At 38.8% G+C, this 25,285-nt stretch carries 21 protein-coding genes; 14 read left to right on the top strand and 7 right to left on the bottom strand.

Translation table 11 applies throughout. The features are described 5' to 3' along the window. Positions 1-2: 2 nt before the first annotated feature. Together I6E82_RS15070 and rluC are read right to left on the bottom strand one after the other, a co-directional pair. Positions 3-665 (bottom strand): HAD-IA family hydrolase, encoded by a 663-nt coding sequence (locus I6E82_RS15070; protein ID WP_331459162.1) that lies wholly within the window; start codon positions 663-665, stop codon positions 3-5. Beyond that, positions 662-1,621 (bottom strand): 23S rRNA pseudouridine(955/2504/2580) synthase RluC, encoded by a 960-nt coding sequence (gene rluC / locus I6E82_RS15065; RefSeq protein WP_010554171.1) that lies wholly within the window; start codon positions 1,619-1,621, stop codon positions 662-664. The genes I6E82_RS15070 and rluC overlap by 4 nt, the downstream gene beginning before the upstream one ends. A gap of 772 nt (positions 1,622-2,393) precedes the next feature. Between rluC and rne the strand changes: the two genes are divergently transcribed. Next, positions 2,394-5,588 carry a ribonuclease E gene (gene rne / locus I6E82_RS15060; protein ID WP_197118210.1) on the top strand — a complete coding sequence of 1,065 codons (3,195 nt, stop codon included), beginning with the start codon at positions 2,394-2,396 and terminating at the stop codon, positions 5,586-5,588. A gap of 1,255 nt (positions 5,589-6,843) precedes the next feature. On the opposite strand, the gene yejK is transcribed toward rne, so the two are convergent. Beyond that, a complete protein-coding gene (gene yejK / locus I6E82_RS15055; RefSeq protein ID WP_197118209.1) occupies positions 6,844-7,860 on the bottom strand; it encodes a nucleoid-associated protein YejK in 1,017 nt (338 codons plus the stop codon). Positions 7,861-7,922: 62 nt separating this feature from the next. Between yejK and I6E82_RS15050 the strand changes: the two genes are divergently transcribed. The 7 genes from I6E82_RS15050 (at position 7,923) to I6E82_RS15020 (ending at position 14,582) form a co-directional block, all read left to right on the top strand. Next, a complete protein-coding gene (locus I6E82_RS15050) occupies positions 7,923-8,135 on the top strand; it encodes a DUF1414 domain-containing protein (protein WP_007375276.1) in 213 nt (70 codons plus the stop codon). Positions 8,136-8,140: 5 nt separating this feature from the next. Next, positions 8,141-9,637, top strand: a complete 1,497-nt coding sequence (locus I6E82_RS15045) for a DUF3413 domain-containing protein (RefSeq protein WP_197118208.1) — start codon at positions 8,141-8,143, stop codon at positions 9,635-9,637. A 91-nt stretch (positions 9,638-9,728) separates the two neighbouring features. Further along, positions 9,729-10,208, top strand: a complete 480-nt coding sequence (locus tag I6E82_RS15040; RefSeq protein ID WP_197118207.1) for a DUF4124 domain-containing protein — start codon at positions 9,729-9,731, stop codon at positions 10,206-10,208. A gap of 103 nt (positions 10,209-10,311) precedes the next feature. Continuing rightward, positions 10,312-12,030, top strand: a complete 1,719-nt coding sequence (aceK, locus tag I6E82_RS15035) for a bifunctional isocitrate dehydrogenase kinase/phosphatase (RefSeq protein ID WP_197118206.1) — start codon at positions 10,312-10,314, stop codon at positions 12,028-12,030. A gap of 16 nt (positions 12,031-12,046) precedes the next feature. Next, entirely contained in the window at positions 12,047-12,985 is a 939-nt protein-coding gene (locus tag I6E82_RS15030) for a LysR family transcriptional regulator (protein WP_002961484.1), read from the top strand. A gap of 177 nt (positions 12,986-13,162) precedes the next feature. Beyond that, positions 13,163-13,606 (top strand): ferritin-like domain-containing protein, encoded by a 444-nt coding sequence (locus I6E82_RS15025; RefSeq protein ID WP_007585695.1) that lies wholly within the window; start codon positions 13,163-13,165, stop codon positions 13,604-13,606. A gap of 625 nt (positions 13,607-14,231) precedes the next feature. Then, on the top strand, positions 14,232-14,582 hold the full coding sequence (locus I6E82_RS15020) for an ExbD/TolR family protein (protein ID WP_197118205.1): 351 nt from the start codon (positions 14,232-14,234) through the stop codon (positions 14,580-14,582). A 141-nt stretch (positions 14,583-14,723) separates the two neighbouring features. Here the strand turns inward: I6E82_RS15020 and I6E82_RS15015 are convergent, their stop codons facing one another. Genes I6E82_RS15015 through I6E82_RS15005 form a run of 3 tightly spaced genes read right to left on the bottom strand, consistent with a single transcriptional unit; the run spans position 14,724 to position 19,411 of the window. Beyond that, positions 14,724-17,759: a TonB-dependent receptor plug domain-containing protein gene (locus I6E82_RS15015; RefSeq protein WP_197118204.1), complete on the bottom strand. Its 3,036-nt coding sequence runs from the start codon at positions 17,757-17,759 to the stop codon at positions 14,724-14,726. Positions 17,760-17,768: 9 nt separating this feature from the next. Further along, positions 17,769-18,848, bottom strand: a complete 1,080-nt coding sequence (locus I6E82_RS15010) for a FecR family protein (RefSeq protein ID WP_007585689.1) — start codon at positions 18,846-18,848, stop codon at positions 17,769-17,771. Continuing rightward, the gene (locus tag I6E82_RS15005) at positions 18,845-19,411 is read right to left on the bottom strand and encodes an RNA polymerase sigma factor (protein ID WP_007585687.1); all 567 of its coding nucleotides are present in this window, start codon (positions 19,409-19,411) and stop codon (positions 18,845-18,847) included. Before I6E82_RS15005 ends, I6E82_RS15010 begins: the two co-directional genes overlap by 4 nt. A 108-nt stretch (positions 19,412-19,519) precedes the next feature. Here I6E82_RS15005 and I6E82_RS15000 point away from each other — a divergent pair, with 108 nt between their 5' ends. After that, entirely contained in the window at positions 19,520-20,035 is a 516-nt protein-coding gene (locus tag I6E82_RS15000) for a DUF2937 family protein (protein WP_024590457.1), read from the top strand. Here the strand turns inward: I6E82_RS15000 and I6E82_RS14995 are convergent. Next, on the bottom strand, positions 20,015-20,902 hold the full coding sequence (locus I6E82_RS14995) for a LysR family transcriptional regulator (RefSeq protein ID WP_007585683.1): 888 nt from the start codon (positions 20,900-20,902) through the stop codon (positions 20,015-20,017). The genes I6E82_RS15000 and I6E82_RS14995 overlap by 21 nt on opposite strands. A gap of 122 nt (positions 20,903-21,024) precedes the next feature. Here I6E82_RS14995 and I6E82_RS14990 point away from each other — a divergent pair, with 122 nt between their 5' ends. The 5 genes from I6E82_RS14990 to I6E82_RS14970 all read left to right on the top strand — a co-directional run bounded on the left by I6E82_RS14990 (position 21,025) and on the right by I6E82_RS14970 (position 25,280). After that, positions 21,025-21,675 carry a peroxiredoxin-like family protein gene (locus tag I6E82_RS14990; protein WP_197118203.1) on the top strand — a complete coding sequence of 217 codons (651 nt, stop codon included), beginning with the start codon at positions 21,025-21,027 and terminating at the stop codon, positions 21,673-21,675. Continuing rightward, positions 21,675-22,442 (top strand): haloacid dehalogenase type II, encoded by a 768-nt coding sequence (locus tag I6E82_RS14985; RefSeq protein ID WP_024590458.1) that lies wholly within the window; start codon positions 21,675-21,677, stop codon positions 22,440-22,442. Before I6E82_RS14990 ends, I6E82_RS14985 begins: the two co-directional genes overlap by 1 nt. A gap of 226 nt (positions 22,443-22,668) precedes the next feature. After that, positions 22,669-23,277 carry a PilZ domain-containing protein gene (locus tag I6E82_RS14980; protein ID WP_007585675.1) on the top strand — a complete coding sequence of 203 codons (609 nt, stop codon included), beginning with the start codon at positions 22,669-22,671 and terminating at the stop codon, positions 23,275-23,277. 57 nt (positions 23,278-23,334) lie between these two features. Next, entirely contained in the window at positions 23,335-24,390 is a 1,056-nt protein-coding gene (locus tag I6E82_RS14975) for an agmatine deiminase family protein (protein WP_197118202.1), read from the top strand. Continuing rightward, on the top strand, positions 24,387-25,280 hold the full coding sequence (locus I6E82_RS14970) for a carbon-nitrogen hydrolase (RefSeq protein WP_024608294.1): 894 nt from the start codon (positions 24,387-24,389) through the stop codon (positions 25,278-25,280). The genes I6E82_RS14975 and I6E82_RS14970 overlap by 4 nt, the downstream gene beginning before the upstream one ends. Positions 25,281-25,285 lie beyond the last annotated feature (5 nt).

Raw genomic sequence — 25,285 nt, 5'->3', positions numbered from 1 at the left:
AATTAGCCAAGCAAAACCTGTTGCAGCTGCAGATAGTTATCTACTGTTGCAACAGGACTAAGCTTATTTAACTGCTGTGCGTTGTGTACACCCATTGTTACGCCAATTCTATCCATGCCAGCAGCTTTTGCCATAGTCATGTCTATTTGAGTGTCGCCAATCATTACAGCGTCTTGAGCACTTATGCCAAGTTCTTCAAGTAATTGATACAACATATCTGGAGAGGGCTTTGATTGCGCGTCATCGCTTGTACGTGTTGCACTAAAAAAATGGCGCAATTGACTTTGTTCAAGCAAACGCTCTAACCCACCCCTACCTTTACCTGTTGCAACCGCTAAAACAATGCCCTGCTCTTTTAAGGCATTTAAAACGCTGACAACATTAGCAAATACAGGCGTGGGAGTAGTATCCACACTGTATTGATATTTATAACCTGAAATTAACGCTTGGTGCTGCGCTACATTATCAGGAAATAAAACGTCAATTGCTTTTTCAAGCGACATACCAATAATGTTTTTAATGGCTAAATCACTTGGCGACACTAAATTAAGTGACTCGGCGCTACTACGAATACAGTTAACTATTTTAGTTACTGAATCCATAACGGTGCCATCCCAATCAAAAATGACGAGCTTATATTTTTTAATTGGGGCTACTTTTATCACAGTTTTGCATCTCGTAATTTTAGTAATGTATTTTTAAGCGTTTTATCTAGCGGTGCTTCAATACGCATGGTTGTTTCGTTTTTAGGGTGATAAAAACTTAAATCATGTGCGTGTAAAAACAATCGGTTTAACCCAACTTTACGCATAGAATCGTCGAAACCCTGATCGCCATATTTATCGTCGCACGCTATTGGGTGACCTTTACATTGCGTATGCACACGAATTTGGTGCGTACGCCCTGTAACAGGCGATGCTTGTACAAGTGAGCAATCGTTAAAACGTTCAAGTACTTTAAAACGAGTATGTGAAGGTTTTCCCTCAGTGTTATCTACGCGTACTACGCGCTCGCCCGATTTAAGTGTATTTTTACGCAGCCCTTCGGTTACGTTTTTAGTTTTAGAGTCCCACTGCCCTTCTACAAGTGCCCAGTAATTTTTTTCCATTGTTTTTTCACGAAGTTGTTCATGCAATGCTGTTAACACCGAACGACGCTTCGCTATAAGTAAACAGCCCGATGTATCACGGTCAAGCCTATGAACTAGCTCAAGGCTACGTTCCTCTGGGCGAAGTGCTCGCAAAGCTTCAATTAAGCCATAACTTAAACCACTACCGCCATGAACAGCCATACCTGATGGTTTATTTATTACGATAAGGTATTTATCTTCAAATAAAATATCGTTTTCAAGGCGAGTTACTTTGTCTAATTTTGATGGAACAAATTCTTCACGCTCAGCAACTCTGATAGGTGCAATACGAAGTACATCTTCAAGCTGTAGTTTATATACAGGCTTAATACGCTTTTTATTAACGCGTACCTCACCTTTGCGCAAAAGTTTATAAATAGCGCTTTTAGGCACCCCTTTTAAATGGGTAATAAGAAAGTTATCAATACGCTGACCTAAATGGTCTTCGTTGATCGTGACATAAGTTACTTGTAAGTCGTTTTTTTCTGACATTGCCTAATCACTAATTTAAGTAAAATAATTTAGTTGCTAACACTGTAATAATAGTGGGATAATCAGCAGCGCAAATATTTAGTATTTGCAAATAACAACGGTGCTTTTTAACACATTAAAACATTCGTGATGCACATTCTGGGTAGCCGATCATACAGATCCGAGTTAAGTTTTCCAAAGCTTTTATGCCTCCTCAGTTAACACGTGCGATCAATTAACGGCAATGCGCGTAATATATTGCTGGTTAAGTTTGAACATGAAGCGATTTTTAACGTGCTAGAGAAAGCAATGAACAGATAATTTGTCTGATAGTGACGACGTAAAAAACGTCGTTCAGCACTAGCTCAATTATTGTAGTACCGTATAGCAGCTTATTTAGAACTAAAAAAATCTAATAAATAAGCGTTCATTAACATCGGCAGCGATTTTTGCTCTTAAAACGGATATTAGCGATACATCAGTATGTATTGCTCACCAACTTAATGAGCCCTACGCGCCTAATATGAATGATATTTAGTAAGATTAATATGACAGGCCGACTTCTGGGTAAAACTTGTAAACGTAGCTGAAAAGCCGACAGTTTTAGCACCATTAAGAATTTAATAGCGATAATAATTGCTATTGTTTGCCAGCATTTAAAATACTGCATACGTGAAACAGAGCCGTTCCGTTAAAGACCCAGTCGTGAGGCTGCACATTCTAAAAATAGGGACAACTGAACAGGCGAGAAAAACATCGTCATGTCAGCGACATAAATAAGTAGAGTAACAATATGAAACGTATGCTAATCAATGCAACGCAGCAAGAAGAAATGCGCGTAGCACTGGTTGATGGCCAGCGCCTTTATGATTTAGATATCGAAAGCCCAGGTCACGAACAGAAAAAAGCCAATATTTATAAAGGCAAAATCACTCGCATTGAACCATCTCTTGAAGCAGCATTTGTTGATTACGGTGCTGACCGCCATGGTTTCCTTCCTTTAAAAGAAATTGCCCGTACTTACTTCCCTGCAGGTTACACTTTTCATGGTCGCCCTAACATCCGCGACGTAATAAAAGAAGGTCAAGAAGTTATAGTACAAGTTGATAAAGAAGAGCGTGGCCAAAAAGGCGCTGCGTTAACTACTTTTATCAGTGTTGCTGGTAGCTACTTAGTGCTTATGCCTAACAACCCACGTGCTGGCGGTATTTCTCGTCGCATTGAAGGTGATGAACGTACTGAACTTAAAGAAGCATTGGGTCGTTTAGAACTTCCTAAAGGTATGGGCTTAATTGTTCGTACAGCGGGTGTTGGTAAATCGTTTGAAGAATTAAACTACGATTTAAAAGCATTATTAGTACATTGGGAAGCAATTAGACAAGCAGCCGATAGTGCTAAAGCGCCATTTTTAATACACCAAGAAAGCAATGTAATATTCCGTGCGATACGCGATTATTTACGTCGTGATATTGGCGAAATTTTAATTGATAAACCACGTGTTTTTGAAGAAGCTAAAGCGCACATTGAGCGTTTTCGTCCTGACTTTATGAGCCGTGTTAAGCTTTATCAAGGCGACACTCCTTTATTTACGCATTACCAAATTGAAAGCCAAATTGAGTCTGCGTTCCAGCGTGAAGTACGTCTACCTTCTGGTGGTTCAATTGTAATTGACCCAACTGAAGCACTAACGTCTATCGATATCAACTCGTCTAAAGCAACTAAAGGCGGCGATATTGAAGAAACAGCACTTAATACTAACTTAGAAGCGGCCGATGAGATTGCACGTCAATTACGTCTTCGTGACTTAGGTGGTTTAATTGTTATCGACTTCATCGATATGACACCTCCGCGTCATCAACGTGAAGTAGAAAATCGTTTAAAAGATGCTGCTCGTCCAGATCGTGCTCGTGTTCAAATTGGTAAAATTTCACGCTTTGGTTTACTTGAAATGTCGCGTCAGCGTTTGCGTCCTTCATTAGGTGAAGCAAGCCAAGGCCCATGCCCACGTTGTAGTGGCCAAGGTACTATTCGTTCAAACGAATCAATTGCGCTTTCTATTCTTCGTTTAATTGAAGAAGAAGCAATTAAAGACAACACAGCACAAGTAAATGCACAAGTGCCTGTTGCCGTTGCCGCTTATTTATTAAATGAGCAACGTCGTAGTGTTCATCGCATTGAAAAACATCATAAATGTGACGTAGTGATTATTCCTAATCAACATATGGAAACACCACATTACGAAGTTATGCGTTTACGTAAAGACGAAACACTTGAAACGGTAAGTTACGGGCAAGTTGTTGCGCCAGAACCTGAAGCATTTGAGATGTCAAAATCACCAAGTGCACCAGTACGTGAAGAGCCAATGCTAAAAGGTGTTGTAATGCCTTCTACACCGGCTCCACAAGCAGCGCCTACACCAGTAGCTCAGCCAGTAGTAACAGAGACTAAAACTGAAGGTGGCTTGTTTGAAGCAATCACTAAATGGTTTAAATCGTTATTTGCAAGCGAAACAGTAGAAGAGAAAAAAGAAGCTGTAGAAAAAGAGCAGCAAGAAGCGCGTAATAACGCTCGCCGTGGTAACGATAATCGTCGTCGTAATAACAACCAACGTCGTCGTAATAATAACCCGCGCACTAATAAACCACGCAATGAGCGCCCTGCAGCTGAAGAGGAAGTTAAAACAGACTCACCAGCAGCAACAAGCACCGAGACGCAAGAGAGAAACGAGAACCGCAATAAGCGTCGTCGTAACCCTAACTCTCGTAAGCGCCCAGAGCATAAAAGCGAAGAAAAAGATCAAGTTAAAACTGAAGCCCCTGTAAAAGCAGAAGTAGAAGTAGAAACTGATTCTAAGCCAGCTCAAGCTGTAGAGCCTAAAGAGCAAAAGCCTAAGGTTCGCCGTCAACGTCGTAACATACGTAAAAAAGTACGTCTGCAAGATGAAAACGCTGAGCAAGCAAACTCAACAGAGCAAACACCTGAACAAGCGGTAGTTACTGACACTCCACAAGTTCAAGAGCAAGCACCTGTTGTAGAAAAGCAAACACAAGCTCCGGCAGAAAAAACAGCTCACATTAAAGAAGAGAAAGTTGACGTTGTTGATTCTAACGATGAAGCAGCAACTACTGAAGACGAGCAAGAGCAAACACGTACGCGTTCACGCCGTTCTCCTCGTCATCTTCGTGCATCAGGTCAACGTCGTCGACGTCCTGAAGGTGAAGCAGAAGTTAAATCTGACGAAGCCCCTGCATTTGTTCCAGTTGCTGATCAAGCTGCTGCAGAATATGAAGCAGAACTTAAAGCTAAATCTGAAGAAACACCTGTAGATGCAGCGCAGCAAATTGAACAAGCCGTTGCAGTTGAAGACTTAGCAAAAGTTGAAGCTGTAGAAGAGCCAGCTAAAGTTGAAACTCCAGTAGCAACTGAAGAGCCAGCTAAAGTTGAAACTCCTGTAGTAACTGAAGAGCCAGCTAAAGTTGAAGCTCCAGTAGCAACTGAAGAGCCAGCTAAAGTTGAAACGCCAGTAGTAACTGAAGAGCCAGCTAAAGTTGAAACTCCAGTAGTGACTGAAGAGCCAGCTAAAGTTGAAGCGCCAGTAGTAACTGAAGAACCAGCTAAAGTTGAAACTCCAGTAGTAACTGAAGAGCCAGCTAAAGTTGAAACTCCAGTAGTAACTGAAGAGCCAGCTAAAGTTGAAACATCAGTAGCCACTGAAGAGCCTGCTAAAGTTGAAACTCCAGTAGTAACTGAAGCTCCAGCAAAAGCAGAGAAATCAGCACCGCATGTTAAAACATCGGTAACTCAAGGGTCAGCAAGTGCGCCAATGGCACAGCCTACTCCTGTAGCTGATAGCGAAGTAAAGCATACATCTGTAGCAATGGCTCACGATAAACGTGAACTAGTGCCAGATAGTGGTTTACGTGCGGGCTCTATCAAACCTGCTGGTCGTGCAAGTTCTGCAATGACTAAAACATTGAGTGTTGATTAATAACTAACACTTATTAAAAAGCCCCGCTATTTAATAAATAGCGGGGCTTTTTTGTTTACATGCTTTGAATAATTATTAAAGTTTCTTCACGCTCATAATAAGCGATTTGTTCACAAAGAGGTTAAAAGACGCTGCGCTTTTAGAGGTAACAATAAAGCTAAATTGAAAAAGCTCCGCTAATAAACCATCGCTTGTGTTTNGAAAAAGCTCCGCTAATAAACCATCGCTTGTGTTTTCTCATTTACTCCTCTTTCAGTTCTCTTTGTTCAATAGATCTTTAAGTGGTTTTGTTAGCAAAGAAATTAAGTAAACAGAAGCGATGCTTCTTGCGTAAGCAAACTTCACGCCTACAGCCGGAATTAAATATCAAGTACAAATTAACCTGTAGAAACACAACTTATTGTCGTGACGAGTAACGTCCGTAATAAGCGACTTATTCACAAAGAGGTTAAGAGGCGCTGCGCTTTTAGAGGTAGTAAAAAGGCCAAGCCTAGCTAACTTGAAAAAGCCCCGCTAGTAAACCATCGCTTGTGTTTTCTCATTTACTCCTCTTTCACTTCTCTTTGTGAAATAGATCTTTTAGTGGTTTTGTTAGCAAAGAAATTAAATAAACAGAAGCGGTGCTTTTTGCGTAAGCAAACTTCACGACTACAGCCGAAATTTAAAACCGAATAAGATTAACCTGTAGACGCACAACTTGTTGGCGTGACGGGCACAAAGCCCGTAAAAAGTAATTTTTTCACAAAGAGGTTAAGAGACGCTGCGCTTTTAGAGGTAACAATAAAGCTAAATTGAAAAAGCTCCGCTAATAAACCATCGCTTGTGTTTTCTCATTTACTCCTCTTTCAGTTCTCTTTGTTCAATAGATCTTTAAGTGGTTTTGTTAGCAAAGAAATTAAGTAAACAGAAGCGATGCTTCTTGCGTAAGCAAACTTCACGCCTACAGCCGAAATTAAATATCAAGTACAAATTAACCTGTAGAAGCACAACTTATTGTCGTGACGAGTAACGTCCGTAATAAGCGACTTATTCACAAAGAGGTTAAGAGACGCTGCGCTTTTAGAGGTAGTAATAGGGCTAAGTCTTGCTAATAAAGCATGGCTTGTGTTTTCTCACTTACTCTTCTTTCACTTCTATTTTTGCAATAGATATTTTAGTAGCTTTGTTCCGATGCAACAAATTTAGATACCGGTATAAAAAAGCGCGATATAAATATCGCGCTCTTAAATCAGCTTTTTAACCTAACTTGTTAAATTTACTCGCTTTCACTTTCCATAAAACGTTGTAGCTGATCTTTTAAGTTTGGCGGAATACCTTTAATAACTAACGTATCGGTTACTTCGTTATAGGTAACACGCTCACCTAAATGCTTACGTTCAAAGCTTACACTAACTCCACCGCCAAGGCCTGAAAACTTAACCATACTGGTTACTGTTTTTTTATCAACGGGGAAAGTTTCTTCCAAGTCATAACTTTGCTCTTTGCAAAAACTATCAAACGGGCTGTCATCGCCTTTTGTAAGCGTTGCAGATAGATCGCTCACACTTGCATCTTCGCCTGTGGTTACGCAATCATTACAGTAATCAAATACTTGCTTACGTAAATCGTCTTTTTCTGATTTATCAAACTGTTGCTCTGATAAATAATCCTCTACTGCGCTAAGCATTACTTGGCTTTGCTGTTTTGAATCAATACCTTCTTCACAGCCTAAAAAGTCTAAGAAAAAGTCAGCAACTTTACGACCCGCACGTCCTTTAATAAATGAAATATAACGATTATCTTCTGCTTGCGTATCCCACGCTGTTAAATCGATACGAGCAGCGAGTTGCATGCGAGATATGTCTAAATGGCGAGAAGCCGCTAAATCAAGCTCAGACGTCATAGAATAATGCTCTTTAATGTTAATCATCGCAATTAACATGTAATCGGTAGCAACATACTGATAATGACAAAATACTAAATAGCCTGTTTCACTAAATGCATACTTATCAAGCTCTTCTTTTAAAACCGTTGAGGCTTGCTCGGTCATATGCCAAAAGCCTAGCTCATCGTTACGGTAGCTTTGCATTGCAGATGCTACAACGCTGTTTTTATCACCACTGAAAGCACAGTAACCTTTACCTGGCTTACCATTATATGCATGATGTAATTGTTCGATAAAAACGGCTACTTTATCGTTAATTACCATCTCATCATTTCGAAGGTGAATTTGCGTATCGTCGTCTTTTTTGTCTACATAATGAACGACTAATTTTTTAACGTCTGTTGTCATCTTTGTTTTTCACGCCTCTAGTGTTAAAATACGAGAATATAACTATTTTATTGAACCAACTGATGCCAATCTTATCAAAATACTCTAATGAAGAAGTAGAACAAATCGTCGATCAGCTTATTGATGTGCTAACTAAACACAATGCGCCGGTAGATTTAAGCCTTATGTGTTTAGGAAATTCTATCACGCATATCTTAAAAGAGCATGTACCAACAGGGAAAAGACAAGCCGTAACTGAGAACTTTGCAAAAGCTCTATCACAGTCGGTTAAATAAACTCTATGAATTTATCGCAGCACAATCAGTTTTCATCAAAAGCGAGTCAGCTATTAAGCTGGGGCCATTGGTTTACTTTTGCCAATATTGGCTTGGCGCTATTTATTAGCTTAAGCTACTTATTTGCCGACTCGCCACCAACAAGCTTTATGGGCATTACTTATATGCTAGTAACGTGGTTAAGCCACACTAGTTTTATCGCCTTTTTAGCGTTTGTGCTGACGGTATTTCCGCTTAGTTTAATATTCCCCTACCCACGACATATACGAGGCATGGCGGCTGTTATAGCCACACTAGGCGCTTCACTGCTTACCCTTGATGCTTATGTGTATGTTAATTTGGGTTATCATCTAAGTATATCTGCCTTACCTGAGATTATTTCTCTACTGTGGCATCGCTTAACCAGTTCACCTGCTTTAACAACCATTTTAGCCAGTGGGATTGTATTACTTATTTTAGGCTTTCAGCTACTTGTGAGTAATTACACATGGCAACACCTTGAGCGCTTAAAACAATATAAATTTGCACGTTACGCAATTTCATTTTTAATAGTGTGTTTTTCACTTAGTCACAGTATTCATATTTGGGCCGACGCAAATTTAAACTTTGACGTAACGAAGCAAGATAATGTACTACCACTGTCATACCCTACTACCGCTAAAAGTTTATTAGCTAAAAATGACCTGCTTGATATAGAAAGCTATAAGCAAGCACATAACGTAAAAATTAATAACCAAAACATTAGTTATCAAATGCCAAGCCCGCTTGATAAGTGTGAAGACTACACACAAGCCAATGTAGATATTTTTGTATTTGAAACCGAGCAACAACTCGCTAAATTTGTTGCCGATAATAAAAACTTACACAAAACAGAGCAGTTTTTACAGCCAACTAATCACGACGATATGCTATTTAGCTTAGTGTATGGTTTGCCAGCTTTTTATAAAGCAGCAATTTTAAGAGATCAAACTCTTCCCGCATGGCAAAGTCAGCGCCGCAGCATTGAAGTAACCGGCGTGGAAGAACTTAGTTTTATAAATGATCAAGCACATAGTTCTAGCGCAATTAGAGTTATTAAAAGTAGCGATAACGCCGTTGTACGAGATGATAAAACACAGGTTTTTGCTTTTAGTCTTGCCAATAACAAGCAAGAAGTAGTAACAACATCAACTTTATATAGCTCCGACAAACGTATTTCTAAAGTAGATGGACTTATTCAACCTAGCGATTTAATTGCAACAAGTGTTGGCCAATATTTAAATTGTAAAGCCATTGCTAAGCAAACAATGCTGGGCGTTAATTTATACAAGAAAAAAGATGATATGGGCGTTAACTACTCTCAGGGTGTTGTTATAGCCTATAAAAAAGATAGGATTACCTTAATAGATTCAGATGGTAACTTTAAAAACATCTCTGCCGCTGAAGGTTTTTCTATTGAACAAGGTTTAGATATACCATTTTTAGTACAGAGTATTAAAAAGCTTAAAACCTTCACCCAATAGCCGTTATCCTAACCTAGCTTGATATACCACCAAGCTAGGTTATAGTTTTATATTGTTTTACTAAAAAATATAAAAATCAAGGACGGCATACATGTTTAAAACTTCTCGTTATATTCTCCATTCTAGCTTTTTACTTATCAGTTTTTTTAGCTTTAGCGATACCACTTACTACAAATGTGTAACAGAAAAAGGCACTGTCTTTTCTCAACTCCCCTGTGACGACGAAGCAACGACTTATAAAGTTAACACGACGGGTAATCATTATTCTGGTCCTAAGGTTGACTACACTAAACAACTAAACGAACTTGAGCGTGAAAGGCTTCTATCTGGCTTACAGGCAGAGCTTCGCAGTAATAACCATAAGCTAACAATACTTGATCGTAATAAAGAGCGTGCTGAATACAAACAACAAGAGCGGTTAAATCATATTCTAGCCATTGATGATAAAAAGCGTATTACCAAAGATATTACTAAAAAATTAAAAATAATTAATAAAGAGTACAAAAAAGATGTATTGGTTATTACTAAACAAATTAAAATTCTCGAAAAAAAGATAGCTCAATACCAATAAATCACTCTTAATTAGCAAGTAATATTTATCTTGGTTTTAAACTTAAAATAACATACCCTTAACACAATAGAGTATAAGCTCTAGGGACTATTAAGGAGTGCAAATGCAGCCTCGCCATATTGCTGAATTAATTTTAACGGGTTTTAAAAGGCACTATCAGCTATTTCAAAAAACAACGGCCAAAGCCCCTCTCGCCTTTGCAAAAAAAGATTGGCAAGCAATTAATGATATCAGCCGTTTGCGTATCAGCTATTATGATGATCGTGTTAACGAAACCACACAAGCGCTAAAAAAAGAAACCCCAACAGAGCAATTAGATGAAAGCCTATGGCTCGAAGTTAAAAAGATATATCAGCATTTTTTATGTTTCCACCCTCAAGCAGAGCTCGCCGAAACCTTTTATAACTCTGTATTTTGCCGGCTGTACCACAGGCGCTATTTTCATAATGACTTTATATTTGTAGAAGCAACCTTAAAAGATGCTCCTTCAGTACCTGTTGAGGCCGAATATAGGACATACTTTCCAGTAGTTGATGGCCTAAAGTCAACAATAATACGCATTATTGATCATTTTGATTTTAAAGCACCATTTGTAAATTTAGATCGTGATATTCGCCTTCTTGTTAAAGCTTTTTATAAACAAGCCCCCGATACACATCATCAACCTTGGCAAATGCGCTTTGATATTTTACACACACCTTTTTACCGTAATAAAGCAGCTTATATAGTAGGACGTGTTGTTTCAAAAAGTGGTGTTCAGCCTTTTATAACCGCCGTGTTACACGATGAAGATAACGGATTATATTTAGATGCACTTTTAACTAAATCGTCTCAAATGCGTGTCATTTTTGGCTTTGCCCGCGCCTACTTTATGGTAGAGACTCATGCACCTTCAGCACTTGTTCGGTTTTTAAATCAACTTATGCCAAACAAAACACTTGCTGAGCTCTATAATGCAGTGGGTTTTCACAAGCAGGGTAAAACTGAGTTTTATCGAGAGTTTTTAAATCACTTATCTCACTCAAGTGATAAGTTTACAATTGCACCTGGTACTCCCGGTATGGTGATGATGGTATTTACCCTTCCCTCATTTGGTTATGTTTTTAAAGTAATAAAAGACAAATTTGGTGAAAGTAAGCCCTTCGGCCGTGATACCGTATTAAAGCGTTATCAACTAGTAAAAAACCATGATCGCGTTGGCAGAATGGCCGATACCATAGAGTATTCTAACGTCGTATTTCCTTTGGCGCGTTTTGATAGTAATTTACTTACGCAATTACATAAAACAATTGGCTCATCAATGATAATTGAAGGCGAATGGTTGATCATCAAGCATTTATATATTGAACGGCGCATGACACCACTCAATTTATTTTTAGAAAATGCTGATGAAGAAAGTGCCGCAGACGCGATTGAAGAATACGGGCAAGCTCTAAAAGAAATGATTGCCGTTAATATATTTCCTGGCGATATGCTCTTAAAAAACTTTGGTGTAAGTAAGCACAAACGTATTATTTTTTACGATTACGATGAAGTTCAATACCTAACAGATATGAACTTTAGAGCATTACCGAAAGCAAAGAGCTACGACGATTATTTAATGGATGAACAAAGTTACTCTGTTGCACCACAAGATGTATTCCCAGAGCAGTTATGTACATTTGTAATGCCTAATCCTATCTATAAAAAGTTTTTCCTCAGCACTCATCCAGAGCTTATAGATGTTAGCTTTTGGAAGCAGGCTCAACAAAATATAAAAAATGGGCAGGTAAGTCATATTTACCCTTACCCGACAGCACAGCGATTTATCCATCACTGGTAGACGCAAAGGACACACAATGAATATAAGTAAAATAGATTTAAATTTACTCGTTTATCTCGATACATTGCTTCGAGAATGCAATGTAACACGCGCTGCTAATCAATTGAGTATTACGCAGCCCGCAATGAGTAATGGCCTTAAACGTCTTCGTAACTTATTTAACGACCCTATTTTAGTTCGTACCAGCGATGGTATGGTCCCGACAGAGCGCGCTTTAGAGTTACAACCCGTTATTCGTGGCATATTAATGACGCTTGAAGAAACCCTAGCACCTAATAGAGAATTTGAGGCAAGCCAGAGTAAACGTGTATTTAGAATAATGGCCAGTGATTACGCTGCAAGTACGTTAGCGCCAAAGCTCTTAAGTAAACTACACGAAGAAGCCCCCGATACTACTTTAGATATACTCACACCAAGTGATGTAACCTTTCATGACGTAGAAAACGGTAAAGTAGATATGGCAATCAACCGTTTTGAAAACTTACCTCAGTCTTTTCATCATAAACGTATTTGGAAAGACAGTTTTTGCTGCTTAGTTAAGGCCGACAACCCTATTATTGAAAACTTTAGCCTCGACAGCTACTTAAAAGCGCGCCATATATGGGTGAGTAAAACAGGTTTTGGTGTAGGCGTGGGCATGGACCCTAAAGATGTGCAAAAACTTGGTTGGGTTGACGAAGCACTTGCCCACTTTGGTAAACATCGTAACATTGCCACTTTTACGCGTAACTACCATGTAGCGATTCATTTAGCTAAAGAGAAAAATTTGATTGCGACCCTTCCTTCAAAAGCCGCAAATATATACTTAGATGATCCGGGGCTTAAAATTTTAGAGCCACCATTTCCAATTCCTCCTTTTGAGCTTGATATGATTTGGAGCCCACTGTTACATCGCGATGCGAGCCATATCTGGTTACGCCAAAAAGTAGCTGAAGTAGCTGAAGAGCTAAAATAACTTTATTACACAATATAATGTAAAAATTGCTAAGTTAATACTTTCCTCATTAACTTAGCCCCTTTCTGAAATAAAATTAAACTAATAAAATCAAACAACTACATAAAAATAAAAACGTGGAACATACATTGCTTTTATTAAGTTGAACTATACATTCATTTAATAAAAGAGGTCATTATGAACACCCATCAAGGATCAGAAGTAAATCATATTACTGACATCATTCAAGTTATGAACAGCGGCATCGATTTTTATCAAAAAGCACAGGAAAAAGTTGAAGACCCTGCTATTGGCGCACTTTTTCAGCGTATGATAGATGCCCGAAAAGTGAGTGTTGAGCGCTTGCAGCCATATGCAATTAATGAAAAAGGCGAACGCGAAGATGGTTCATCTTTCGCAGTTGAAGCACGACGTGCATACACAGCCTTACTTACTACATTCACCTCACATAACGACAGCACGTATGTAAAAGAGCTTGAAGAAGTAGAAGATAAAACGCTTGTAGAAATTAAAGCCGCTATGGATAAACCACAACCGGCTGATTGCGAAGCTGCACTGGCTAAAACATTATTAACAATGCAAAGCTGCCATGCAGAAATGAGCCGTATGCAAAAGCAGTAAGCTTACATAACGCATAAATACAACCCAGCCTAGCGCTGGGTTTTTTATTGCCTCTAAAACCAATCTGCATAAATCTTTAAGCAATTTAACGAATTAAATCACACTATAACGATGCCATATAGACCCCATATATAAGCAAATTAGTATAAACACCACCTTATTTCGCCACATTTTAAATACACAATGAATACAAATATTTAATGTTATTAGAATATTTATTTAACCACGCTTTATTTTTGCTGTGCTAATTTTGTTAGTAGGTACCTAAAACCTTGCTGTGGCGCCGCAGCATTTAATTAAAAATAAGGTCTAATATGAAAAGTAAGCTAGGGCGTGTTGATCTCTGGTGGTTGAATTTGCATCAGTATGTTTGGTTTTTAGGCAAGGCAGAGCCTATGTAGTGTGGTTATTCCCCATAAATAGGCGATAACGCAGCATAAAGGCCAAACATGCGCTGCCCTTTGGGTTCTTTCTAGGGACGATTAACTCTTTGTTGCTCGGTTTTTACTTAGCCCACTAGGTTACAAACATCGCGCCGTGATTTAATCGCCCCTAGATTGAACAAATTTCAATCCACAAAGATTCACACGCCCTAACTAAACTGCAAAATAATGCTGATGTAGATATGACCCCGATGTTAGACATAGTGTTCATATTACTAATTTTCTTTATTGTAACTACATCTTTTGTAAAACCTGTGGCTATTGAATTAAACCGACCACTCGACAGCCCTCAAATAGATAAGCCTGTTAAAAATGCTTTATTTAGAATTGATGAAAGTAACGGAGTATATTTTTCGGGGAGGTTAATTGATTTAGAGCAAGTTGCGACTAATTTAGCGATGTTCGCGGCTAAATATGAAATAAGTTCGGTACTTATAACCGCAGACGAAAACAGTACACATAATACTTTAATGAGTGTAATGAATAATATTAAGCAATACGATGATTATTCAATAAGTTTGATTTCTAAATAAAACAGCCCAATATAAAACCAAAAAAAGGGCCTTACGGCCCTTTGAGTTAAATAACGAAAGGGAGGTTACTTAACCTAAATTCTGGCTAATAAATCTATCTCTAGCAGCTATTGTCAGCGTTAACTGCGTTCAGGTTAGTAATTAAAAACGGTATTCTGCGCCTACGTAGTAGTAAGCACCGTTAAATCCAAATGGAGCCGAACGACGTGAGTAGTCAAACACACCTGAGCTACTTATTACTGTGTTGCCACTAGCATCCACAATAGTACCTGAGCGAGAGTTACCTATTTCATTTTTATCTGGGTAAACATCGAACAAGTTATTTGCACCAATGTTTACCGACAAATCTTCAGTAACGAAGTAGTTAACTTTAACGTCAGTTAAAATTTCTGCGCCATACGTTTGACGACCACCATCTTCTACTGTGTACTCACCAAAGCGATTAAGTGACAGGTTAACTGTCCAATCATCACGTTGATAAAGTGCACTTAAGTTAATACGATCCTCTGGTTGCCACTCTTCAATAATAGAGATGTCTTCAGCTGAAAATATATCTTCTACGTTTACTGTCTCAAGGCTTGAGCCAGCAGGCGAAAATAACGATACAACATCTGTTTTAGTAAAGTTAGCTGCAAGTGTAAAATCAAGCGTGCCGCCTAAACCTTCAGTGTTCCACGTTGCTACAAAATCAACACCACGAGTTTCTGTATCAGCACCATTTAAGAAGAACTGACCTACGCCAGCACCCGCACTATTTAGTGCAGCATCAAGGCTTGTAGATAAACCTTTACCTAAGCGGTCACTAATTACAATACGGTCGTCAATATCAATTGAGTAGTAATCAACGGTTACATTAATATTATCTGTAACGTTATATACAATACCTAAACTACGGTTTTGTGATTTTTCTTCTTTAAGCTTTGGAATACCTAAGCTTTGCGCAAGTGTTGAATCATTTCTAAATGTACCAACCTCTTCTGCAACTAAATTACCATTAGTACCAACAACAAATTGCGTACTTACGTTATTAAAGTAAAGCTGTTGCATAGAAGGCGCTCTAAAACCTGAGCTTAATGCACCACGTAGTGAAATATCGTCGGTTACAGACCAGTTACCAGCAAGCTTAAAGTTTACTGTATCACCAAAGCCTTTGTAGTTATCGTAGCGAAGTGCACCCGATAAAATTACATCTTCAATCACATAAGCTTCTGCATCTATGTAAAATGAAATTACATCACGCGATTCATCAACTGATGACGCAGGAGCTGAACCACCAAAACCTTGTGAACCACCTGATGCATCTTCAGAACCAACACCACCACTTAAGCCGTTGTAAATACTTACACCGTTGGTTGTATCGTAATCGCGGTATGCGTACTCATTACCTTCTAAAATGCGATATTCGTCAGTACGGATTTCAGCGCCCATTGCTAAAGAATAATCATCAAAGTTTTGCGTAAAATCAATATTGATTGTTTGCAGTGATAATTCCATGCCGTAAGCGTACGCTTCACGTGGGATTGTTGTACGAATATCAGCAGCACTTAAACCTTGGTCATAACGTAAAAAGTTAGCGTATGAGGCATTGATAGTGTCACTTGTCGTGTAATCAATGCTGTTTTCACCATAGGTGTATGATAAATCAAGGCTTGCATCGTTATCAAACTCAGTTTTATAACCAAAGTTGTACGAGATATCGTCGATAGTTGTATTAATTTTTGGTAAGAAACCTAGCGGAATCGTCGCATCATTATCTTGTAGTACTGGGTTACCACCTGCATTTGCATTATGACGGAAAAATGCAGCCGACTCATTTTCACGTGTTGAGTAAGTAATAAAGCCGTAAAGCTCGCCATCACCTAACTCGTAACCGGTATTAATTGTTAAACCAAACTGCTGAGAATCAGCATCACCAATTCTGAATGTATCACGATCGGCTGTCAGCTCACGCGGATCGCCAGCAAGTAAAGTGCCGTCACTTAGTTCTGTACAACCATAAAACTGACAAGAGCCATGTAAACCTGCACGGTTAGTCGGTGCACGGTCACGGTAATTAATCGTTGTATTTAAATAACCGTCATCACCTAGCGCAAAGCCTTTATTAAAATCAAGGTTAATGGTTTCGCCATCGCCTTCAGAATATTGACCGTAGTTAATAGCCGCTTTGCCACCTTCGCTACCATCTTTAAGCACAATATTAATAACACCTGCAATTGCATCAGAACCATACTGAGCAGCAGCGCCATCACGTAATACTTCAATGCGTTTAATTGCAGAGGCTGGAATTGCATTCATGTCAGTACCTGCGGTACCACGCCCAACAGAGCCATTAATATGAATAATACTTGCTTGGTGACGACGTTTGCCGTTAATTAAAACCAATGTTTGATCGGGGCCCAAACCGCGAAGTGTCGCAGGTCTTAAAGCATCAGTACCGTCACTAATTGCAGAGCTTGAAAAGTTAAATGAAGGGGCGATAGACTGTAGCATACGACCAACTTCTGTTTGGCCTGTATTTTCAAGCGCTTCTGCACTTAAGATATCTACTGGAACGGGTAAATCTTCAACTGAACGTCCTGCTACACGGCTACCGACAATAGCAATTTTTTCAATTTTTTCTTGAGCGACTTCTTCTGCTGCGTTTACACCTTGCGAATTTACTGCAAGTAAAGCTGGTAATACTGCTGCACTGACCGCTGAAAGCTTCATCATGTTGTTATCATTCCTGTTGATTTGTTTGAGTTTTATACTCAGTAAACCATTTTGATCAACAACCGCATCGAGCTCAGTCCCACCTAATAATGCCTCTAGAGCATCTAGCTGAGTGTAAAATCCATAAACTGAATTTGCGTCATACTGCTTTGCCAACTCATAAGAAAACACCACGGTTTGCTCTGTTTGTTTAGCATATTCAATTAAGGCTTTGTCTGCTCGCTGCGCTTTTATATCAAATTGCACCATTTGCCCAGTGGTTTGAGTTGCTGCTTGCACACTCAAGCTAAAAATAGCCGGTACAAGCACACTAAATCCACTCAATAAATGCGTTTGGTTACTGCGCAACTTATATAAACAGCTGACAAACAAAAATCCTCTATGGTTTTGTTTCTTTTTTTTAATGTTTTTTTTACGTTCAATCTTTATTGATGCAACTTTATCTAACATTAGTTTGATTTGCATAACGTCTACTTATGATTCTGTATGGTGTTTTAGCGTTACTACATGCTCACCTAAACGCTCATGATCAATCGAAAAATTAGTTTGTAAACTCTCAAGTAAACCTTCAACGTCACCCGCTTTAAATACCCCAGCTACTTTAATACTGGCAAGCTCGGCTGATGAAAGCTCAAAACGTGTCGCGGTATAGCGACTTACTTCATTTAAAGCATCGCTTAGCTCTTCTCCATTAAAAATAAGCATGCCATTTTGCCATGCCAAATCGCGTTGTACGTCGTTCATTGAAAGCTGGGTAATTGGCTTTGTAACACTCTGCTCTATAATTACTTTTTCGCCTGAGGTAACAATATTGGCATTAATTTGACGAATTTTTTGCGTGCTGTTATCTGCAAGCTGATAATCTTTAAAGTCATTTGCATCAACCGCTACACTAGGGTCGGTGATCATCACTTTGCCTTCGGTAACAACAAGCTCTAAATCTGATGAGGTATTACGCTGTACATTAAACACGGTACCGAGTGCGGTAAAGCTTTTGTCGCCGGCCATAACACTAAACGGACGCGTGGCATCTTTTGCTACATTAAAACGCCCTTCTCCACGACTAAGTAATAACTGCCTGCGGCCTTTGCTATAAGCAACTTCTAGCAAGCTATTAGTATTAAGCTGCACTATGGTGCCATCTGGCAACACATACGTTGCTTGCTCGCCTACTTTTGTTTTGTAAATTTTAGTGTAATTAACTTTTGCAAGCTCTTGGTTATAGCCATTTTCTAAATTAATTAATAAGTAGCTGCATACCATTAGTGCTGCAAATAAACTCGCTGCAATTGAGTAAGAAAACATCCACTTATTTTTTGATGCTTTAGTATTGTTACGCTGAGGAAATAAATGACTTAATTCATTTAATACCGAAAGCTCATCCCAAAGCTGAGCAAGCTCGTATATAGAGTCTTGATGGGCGATGCTTTGCATCATCCATAATTTAAATTGCTCTTTTTCATCATCAGTTAAACCACGATCAATCGCGCTTATCCAATCACATGACTTTTCTAAAATTAAATCTTTTGAATTAAATTGATGAACATTACTCATTCTGCGACCCTCTTAACTGAGATAGGGTGTGCTTGAGCTTTAGGGTTTGTTTGAGGGCTTTGCTCATGTTCACGCATGTACGACATGGTTTGTAACAACCCTTTGGCAATGTGTTTTTCAACAGTGCTTTGGCTTAACTGCATTTGGTCTGCGATCTCTTTTTGGCTCATGCCGTAAACTTTTTTTAATATAAAGCATTTACGAATCGATGAGCTTAGTTGCTCAGTAGCTCTACAAAAAAGTAAAAAGCGCTCTTTAGATGTGTATTCATCCTCAAGCTTCATTGATTTGAGTAATACCGGTAATTCGTTATCGTTTTCTAACGAATCATTAAATTTGTTGTCCCACTTAGCTATATGGTTAAGTGCTAAGTGTTTTGCTGTTTTAAGCATGTAACTGCGGGTAAACTGTATATCTTGCTTTAAATCAGCTTCGTAGCTTTTTACAAAGGTTTCTTGCACAATATCTTCTACATCGTCGGGTTGAACAATGCGCGATACAAAACGTTTGAGCTGTTTAGATATATCAACAAATGTTGACGTGAATTTTACTTTTTTCGTCATCCTTAACATCCACCTGTTGTTATTTTTATTACCGACAGGTTACGAGTTTTTGATATAAAAACAAGCTCAAATGTTAATTCTGGGTTATTTAAATGGATAGGAAGATAAATGAGTAAATTTTTAGATTATATCCGACTTAGTTTCTTTGCATTCGGTTTACTACTTGGAGTGCAAATTCCTGCATTTGTAAGCGATTTTGGCCAAGCATTATCAGCCCAATTAATTGAAGCTAATAATGCCATTGCGCCTTTTAAAAGCGATGCAGCTAAGTATTTTAATAATGATTTAAATAAGCTAATTAAACACTATAAAAATATTGATGATGGGATTGTGAATAAAGGTGCAAGTAATATCAGTACACTTTACACACGACAACAAGACTTACAAATCGCTGTAAATAGGTTTGCGCAATCTCCATATATTTTTACTATGATCAGTGGCATGAGCGATGTAAAGCAACAAGTGTGGCAACGCTTTGAAGGTCAAATCATTTTAAAAAAAGATTCTATTATAGCCGCCATTGTTGCAGCTATTATAGTTGCCTTACTTGCCGAGCTTACTGGTTATTTGTTTTTAACTGGAGTAAAACGCTCATTTAAACGCTTATTCGCAGCTCAAAAATAGTGATTTCATAAAGTCATAAAATACATCGGTTTTGCGGGTAGTTAAGCTATTTTGCGGACGCAAAAACCAAACTGGTGCATCATCTTGTGCCATTACACCGGGCATAACTTCAACTAAAATGCCATTTTTAATATCTTCATGAATAGCTATCATTGATTTAATTGCAATGCCATGACCTGCAATGGCTGCTTGAGTCATATTGTCGGAATTAGAAATAGTAAAGCGTGTTCTTGCATTAAAAGTATGTGTTTTACCTTGTTCATCAAAAAGCTTTAATTGGCGCTGCCACGGCAGGCAAACCCAATAGTGTTCGCTCAATTGAGCTAAGCTTTTAGGCATGCCATATTTTTTTATGTAGCTAGGAGCTGCGCAAAGTATACGTTTGTTGTTTACTATTTTTCGTGACAGTAAACCGGAATCATTTAATTGTCCTACACGAATTGCCACATCTTGTGCGTCATCAACCACATTTACAAAATGATCAGTAATTAAAAAATCAAGTTTTAGTTCAGGATAGGCCTGCTCTAACTCATTAAGTCTTGGCATTACGTATTTTGAAAAAATCCAAGGGGGCATAGTCACGCGTAATAAACCACTCACAGATGAACTACGCGCACCAATACTATGCTCAGCGTCGTGCAGCGCCTCCATTATAGCGCCAACTCGCGTATAAAATATTTCACCTGCGGGAGATAACCGTACTCGTCGGCTATCTCTAAAAACAAGTACTGTTGCAAGCTCACGTTCTAATTTACTTAAGCGATGGCTTACCGTTGCAGGCGATAAACGCTGCTCGCGCGCAGCAGCAAGCACCCCTTTATTTTCAACTACTGCTATAAATGTTTCTAGGTCGCTTAAATTATACATAAAGATGCCATTGTGCACTTTTCAATGTTTAACATTTTCGAATGAAGCTTTCAGTTTTGCAATGTTTATTTAAATATGTAAAACACTATAATTGCAAATAGTCTAATTATTGAGGTTCAATCATGAGTTTAAAAGCGCAAATAGATGCCTATAACGTACAAAAAGATGCCAAGTTACCGGCTGACGTTTTAGCATTAATGAACACTACAAACGAAGAGCTTATTGCACAGCATATTAAAGACAATGCGTTGCAAATTGGTCAAAAGGTAGAAAACTTCAGCCTAGCCAACCATAACGGCGAAAACATTGAGCTTGCGGATTTATTAAAAAAAGGCCCGGTAATTATTAGCTTTTATCGTGGTGGCTGGTGCCCATATTGTAATTTAGAGCTAAAAGCACTTAATGACTACTTACCGCAATTTAAAACTCAAAATGCTCAGTTAGTCGCAATATCACCACAACTGCCTGATGAAACTCTCTCAACTGCACAAAAAAACGACCTTGAGTTTGATGTGCTTTCAGATGTTAGTAATAAAGTAGCTGAGCAATTTGGTTTATTGTTTACACTCGATGAGCGTATTCAAGCGTTATACACACAATTTGGTATTGATTTTGAACACTACTACGGCGATAAAAGCTTTAAATTGCCGCTACCGGCTACTTATGTGATAAACCAAGAAGGTATTATTACATACGCATTTTTAAACGAAGACTACACCCTACGCGCAGAACCTACTGATGTTATGGCAGCACTTGAATCGGAGAATAACTAATGTCTATTTTAAAATCGTTAAAAACACTTACTCTTTCACTACTTGTTGGCACAAGCCTTGTATCTGGTTATGCAGTCGCTGATGAACCAAAAGAACAAGTAAAGCCCAAAGTGCTTATTTTTGATGTAAACGAAACCCTACTTGATTTAACGTCAATGCGTACCTCTATTGGTAAAGCACTAGGCGGGCGTGAAGATTTATTACCACTTTGGTTTTCGACTATGCTGCACCATTCATTAGTAGATACAGTAAGCGGTAGTTATCACGACTTTGGGCAAATTGGGGTGGCATCACTTCTTATGGTTGCTCAAAATAACAATATTGATATTACTAGTGAACAAGCTAAAACAGCTATTGTTACGCCTCTTTTAACGCTTCCTCCACACAGCGATGTTAAAGAAGGACTGGCAAAACTTAGAGCTCAGGGCTATAAGTTAGTAAGCCTTACAAATTCTTCAAACAAAGGTGTAAAGGCACAGTTTGAAAGCGCTGGTTTAATGTCTTACTTTGATGCACGTTACAGCATTGAAGATATTAAAATTTACAAACCAGACTTACGTGCTTATGAATGGGTACTTAAAAAGCTAAATGTAGCACCAAATGAAGCTATGATGGTTGCAGCCCATGGCTGGGATGTTGCTGGCGCAAAAGAAGCAGGCTTACAAACCACTTTCATTGCACGCCCAGGTAAAGCACTTTACCCATTAGCTAAAAAACCAGATCACGTTGTGAAAGATTTACATGAATTAGCCGCTCTACTTAAATAAGTATGCGCTGATGAATCAATACCCAAGCGGTCAATGTTAGGATGACATTGGCCGCTTTTTTATACCTAACCCTAATAATTTAGAATTTTAGTGTATTTATTTTCATAAAAAACATGTTAAAAAATTGAATGTAAACAAAGCATTTAGCCCGCTATGAGTTACTTTATCTGCTAGCAATTTAGTACTCACAACGCTACTATTAAATAAATACGTGGTGGAGAACATAATGAATAGTGAAAGATTAGGTGAGTTTGAGCAGTACTTTCAAATTAATGAAAGTATAAGAGTGAATTTATTCGCCGTATCGAACGGACAAGTTCCTAAATCGCAGCTTGAGCTAGAAGACGATATCCCCCCACTATTTAGATTAGCAAATGAAGTAAGTGAACTTGAGCAAAGCTCGTTACGACCACTACGTAACCTAGGCGATATAGCACAAGAGCTAGCTACATTTTTACAAGCGCAGTCACGTAAAATAGATTTAATAATGAGCCATATTTTGGCCTCAGAACAAGCGCAAGATAATGCAATTCAATGTGATAGCTACGGCGGTGGCGGTATTCGCTTTACATCACCCGAAGTACATTCAATTGGCCAAGCATTTAGAACAAAACTGTTTTTGCACCACGAAGCCTCTGCGGTTTATTGTTACACCGAAGTTGTGGCAGTAGAAAAACAAGATAGCGAACATTACCAATACACCATGCTCTTTACCGCAATTAGAACCACTGACCAAGAACTTATTGTTAGAGCAAGTTTACATGCTCAAACCCGCCAACTTAAAAAACGTCAAGAACTTGATCAAAACCAAGCCGACCTAAACAGTGATAATTAGCTGACATCTTTATGTAAAATGCTAAACTAGCGTCATCTTAATTAGTATATAAAATTCATGAACTTTAGACTTTTACCAGAATGGGCCGAGCAAGACGCTGTTATGCTTACATGGCCTCATAAAGACACAGATTGGGCTGATAATTTAGCACGTGTAGAACCTGTATATATTGAGCTTGCTAAGCATATAACAACGCAGCAACAGCTTGTTATTGTGGCGCATAACAGTGCCTTAAAAATGCATATTACAGCATTGCTAAATAGCGCTAACATCTCTCTTAATCGTGTTCATTTTGTAGTAACGCCTACCAACGATACCTGGGCGCGCGATCATGGTCCGCTTACTTGCGCCGCTATTGATTCACCAGAACAACTAAAAGTATATGATTTTACTTTTAATGGTTGGGGCAATAAATTTGAAAGCGCATTAGACAATCAAATTAATCGTACTTTGGTAAAAGAGCTAAGTAGCATAAACAACCAATATCAAGCGCTCGATATGGTACTTGAAGGTGGCGGTATTGAAATAAACGAGCATGGTGTGTTGCTAACAACCAGCGAATGTTTGCTTAACAAAAACCGTAACCCAGATTTAAACCCTGCTGACATAGAAGTACTTTTAAAAGAGCACTTGGGCGCAACACATTTTTTATGGGTTGATCATGGCTATTTAGCCGGTGATGACACCGACAGCCACATTGATACCTTAGTGCGCTTTGCTCCAAATAATACCCTTGTATATGTGCAGTGTGACGATAAAACTGATGAGCACTTTAGCGCACTTGATGCAATGGAAAAACAACTAAAAACCTTTAAAACTGCCGATAACACCCCATATAACTTAATTGAGTTACCGTGGCCAAAAGCCGCTTATGACGATGAGCAAACACGCTTACCGGCTACCTATGCTAACTACTTAATTATTAATAATGCTGTGCTTGTGCCAACGTATAATGATGCCAATGATGAACGTGCTCTTGCACAAGTTCAAAAAGCATACCCACAACACACTATTATTGGCGTTAATTGCCAACCAATAATTGAACAATTTGGCAGCCTGCACTGTATTACAATGCAATTACCTCGTGGATTTTTAGCTGGAGCAGCACAATGACAAGCCCTGCAAAATTAACCGTTGCGTTAGTGCAACAAAGCAATACCGATAACGCTCAGCACAATATGGCAAAATCAATGAGTGCCATTCGTGAAGCCGCTCAAAAAGGTGCAAAACTGGTTGTACTTCAAGAGCTACACCGAAGCCTCTATTTTTGCCAAACCGAAAATGTTGACGTATTTGATTTAGCCGAAACCATTCCAGGCCCTAGCAGTAATGCCTTAGGTGAGCTTGCTAAAGAGCTAAGCATTGTTATTGTGGCCTCTTTATTTGAAAAACGCGCTACGGGCCTTTATCACAACACCGCGGTTGTATTAGAACAAGATGGCAGTATTGCGGGTAAATACCGCAAAATGCATATTCCTGATGATCCAGGTTTTTACGAAAAATTCTACTTTACCCCTGGTGATATCGGTTTTGAGCCTATTCAAACCTCGGTGGGTAAATTAGGCGTGCTAGTATGTTGGGATCAATGGTTTCCTGAAGCTGCCCGCTTAATGGCAATGGCAGGCGCTGAAGTGTTAATTTACCCAACCGCTATTGGTTGGGATCCTAACGACGACATTGCTGAGCAAACTCGTCAAAAAGATGCGTGGGTTATTAGTCAGCGTGCCCATGCTGTTGCCAATGGTGTACCGGTAATTAGCTGTAACCGCGTAGGTCATGAAAGTGACCCAAGTGCGCAAAGCGATGGTATTGCGTTTTGGGGGAATTCGTTCATTGCAGGCCCACAAGGTGAATTATTAGCTGAGGCTAATAATACTGATGAGCAAATTTTAGTGGTTGAAATTGATCAAAAACGCTCAGAAAACGTAAGACGTATCTGGCCGTTCCTACGTGACCGACGAATTGATCACTATAAAGACCTAACAAAAATATACCGAGACTAAGTAAA

Source organism: Pseudoalteromonas sp. NZS11, from assembly GCF_015864765.1.
GTDB lineage: Bacteria > Pseudomonadota > Gammaproteobacteria > Enterobacterales > Alteromonadaceae > Pseudoalteromonas > Pseudoalteromonas arctica.
This window is presented reverse-complemented; position numbering and strand designations above follow the sequence as displayed.

What these genes read in the sequence shown, in the direction of transcription:
- I6E82_RS15050 (WP_007375276.1), top strand. Translation starts at nt 7,923, where the DNA reads ATGCCAATCTTATCAAAATACTCTAATGAAGAAGTAGAACAAATCGTC.
- I6E82_RS14995 (WP_007585683.1), bottom strand. Translation starts at nt 20,902, where the DNA reads ATGTATAATTTAAGCGACCTAGAAACATTTATAGCAGTAGTTGAAAAT.
- I6E82_RS15030 (WP_002961484.1), top strand. Translation starts at nt 12,047, where the DNA reads ATGAATATAAGTAAAATAGATTTAAATTTACTCGTTTATCTCGATACA.
- aceK (WP_197118206.1), top strand. Translation starts at nt 10,312, where the DNA reads ATGCAGCCTCGCCATATTGCTGAATTAATTTTAACGGGTTTTAAAAGG.
- I6E82_RS15025 (WP_007585695.1), top strand. Translation starts at nt 13,163, where the DNA reads ATGAACACCCATCAAGGATCAGAAGTAAATCATATTACTGACATCATT.
- I6E82_RS15045 (WP_197118208.1), top strand. Translation starts at nt 8,141, where the DNA reads ATGAATTTATCGCAGCACAATCAGTTTTCATCAAAAGCGAGTCAGCTA.
- I6E82_RS15040 (WP_197118207.1), top strand. Translation starts at nt 9,729, where the DNA reads ATGTTTAAAACTTCTCGTTATATTCTCCATTCTAGCTTTTTACTTATC.
- I6E82_RS14975 (WP_197118202.1), top strand. Translation starts at nt 23,335, where the DNA reads ATGAACTTTAGACTTTTACCAGAATGGGCCGAGCAAGACGCTGTTATG.
- yejK (WP_197118209.1), bottom strand. Translation starts at nt 7,860, where the DNA reads ATGACAACAGACGTTAAAAAATTAGTCGTTCATTATGTAGACAAAAAA.
- I6E82_RS15015 (WP_197118204.1), bottom strand. Translation starts at nt 17,759, where the DNA reads ATGCAAATCAAACTAATGTTAGATAAAGTTGCATCAATAAAGATTGAA.
- I6E82_RS15000 (WP_024590457.1), top strand. Translation starts at nt 19,520, where the DNA reads ATGAGTAAATTTTTAGATTATATCCGACTTAGTTTCTTTGCATTCGGT.
- rluC (WP_010554171.1), bottom strand. Translation starts at nt 1,621, where the DNA reads ATGTCAGAAAAAAACGACTTACAAGTAACTTATGTCACGATCAACGAA.
- I6E82_RS14990 (WP_197118203.1), top strand. Translation starts at nt 21,025, where the DNA reads ATGAGTTTAAAAGCGCAAATAGATGCCTATAACGTACAAAAAGATGCC.
- I6E82_RS15020 (WP_197118205.1), top strand. Translation starts at nt 14,232, where the DNA reads ATGACCCCGATGTTAGACATAGTGTTCATATTACTAATTTTCTTTATT.
- rne (WP_197118210.1), top strand. Translation starts at nt 2,394, where the DNA reads ATGAAACGTATGCTAATCAATGCAACGCAGCAAGAAGAAATGCGCGTA.
- I6E82_RS15005 (WP_007585687.1), bottom strand. Translation starts at nt 19,411, where the DNA reads ATGACGAAAAAAGTAAAATTCACGTCAACATTTGTTGATATATCTAAA.
- I6E82_RS14970 (WP_024608294.1), top strand. Translation starts at nt 24,387, where the DNA reads ATGACAAGCCCTGCAAAATTAACCGTTGCGTTAGTGCAACAAAGCAAT.
- I6E82_RS14980 (WP_007585675.1), top strand. Translation starts at nt 22,669, where the DNA reads ATGAATAGTGAAAGATTAGGTGAGTTTGAGCAGTACTTTCAAATTAAT.
- I6E82_RS14985 (WP_024590458.1), top strand. Translation starts at nt 21,675, where the DNA reads ATGTCTATTTTAAAATCGTTAAAAACACTTACTCTTTCACTACTTGTT.
- I6E82_RS15010 (WP_007585689.1), bottom strand. Translation starts at nt 18,848, where the DNA reads ATGAGTAATGTTCATCAATTTAATTCAAAAGATTTAATTTTAGAAAAG.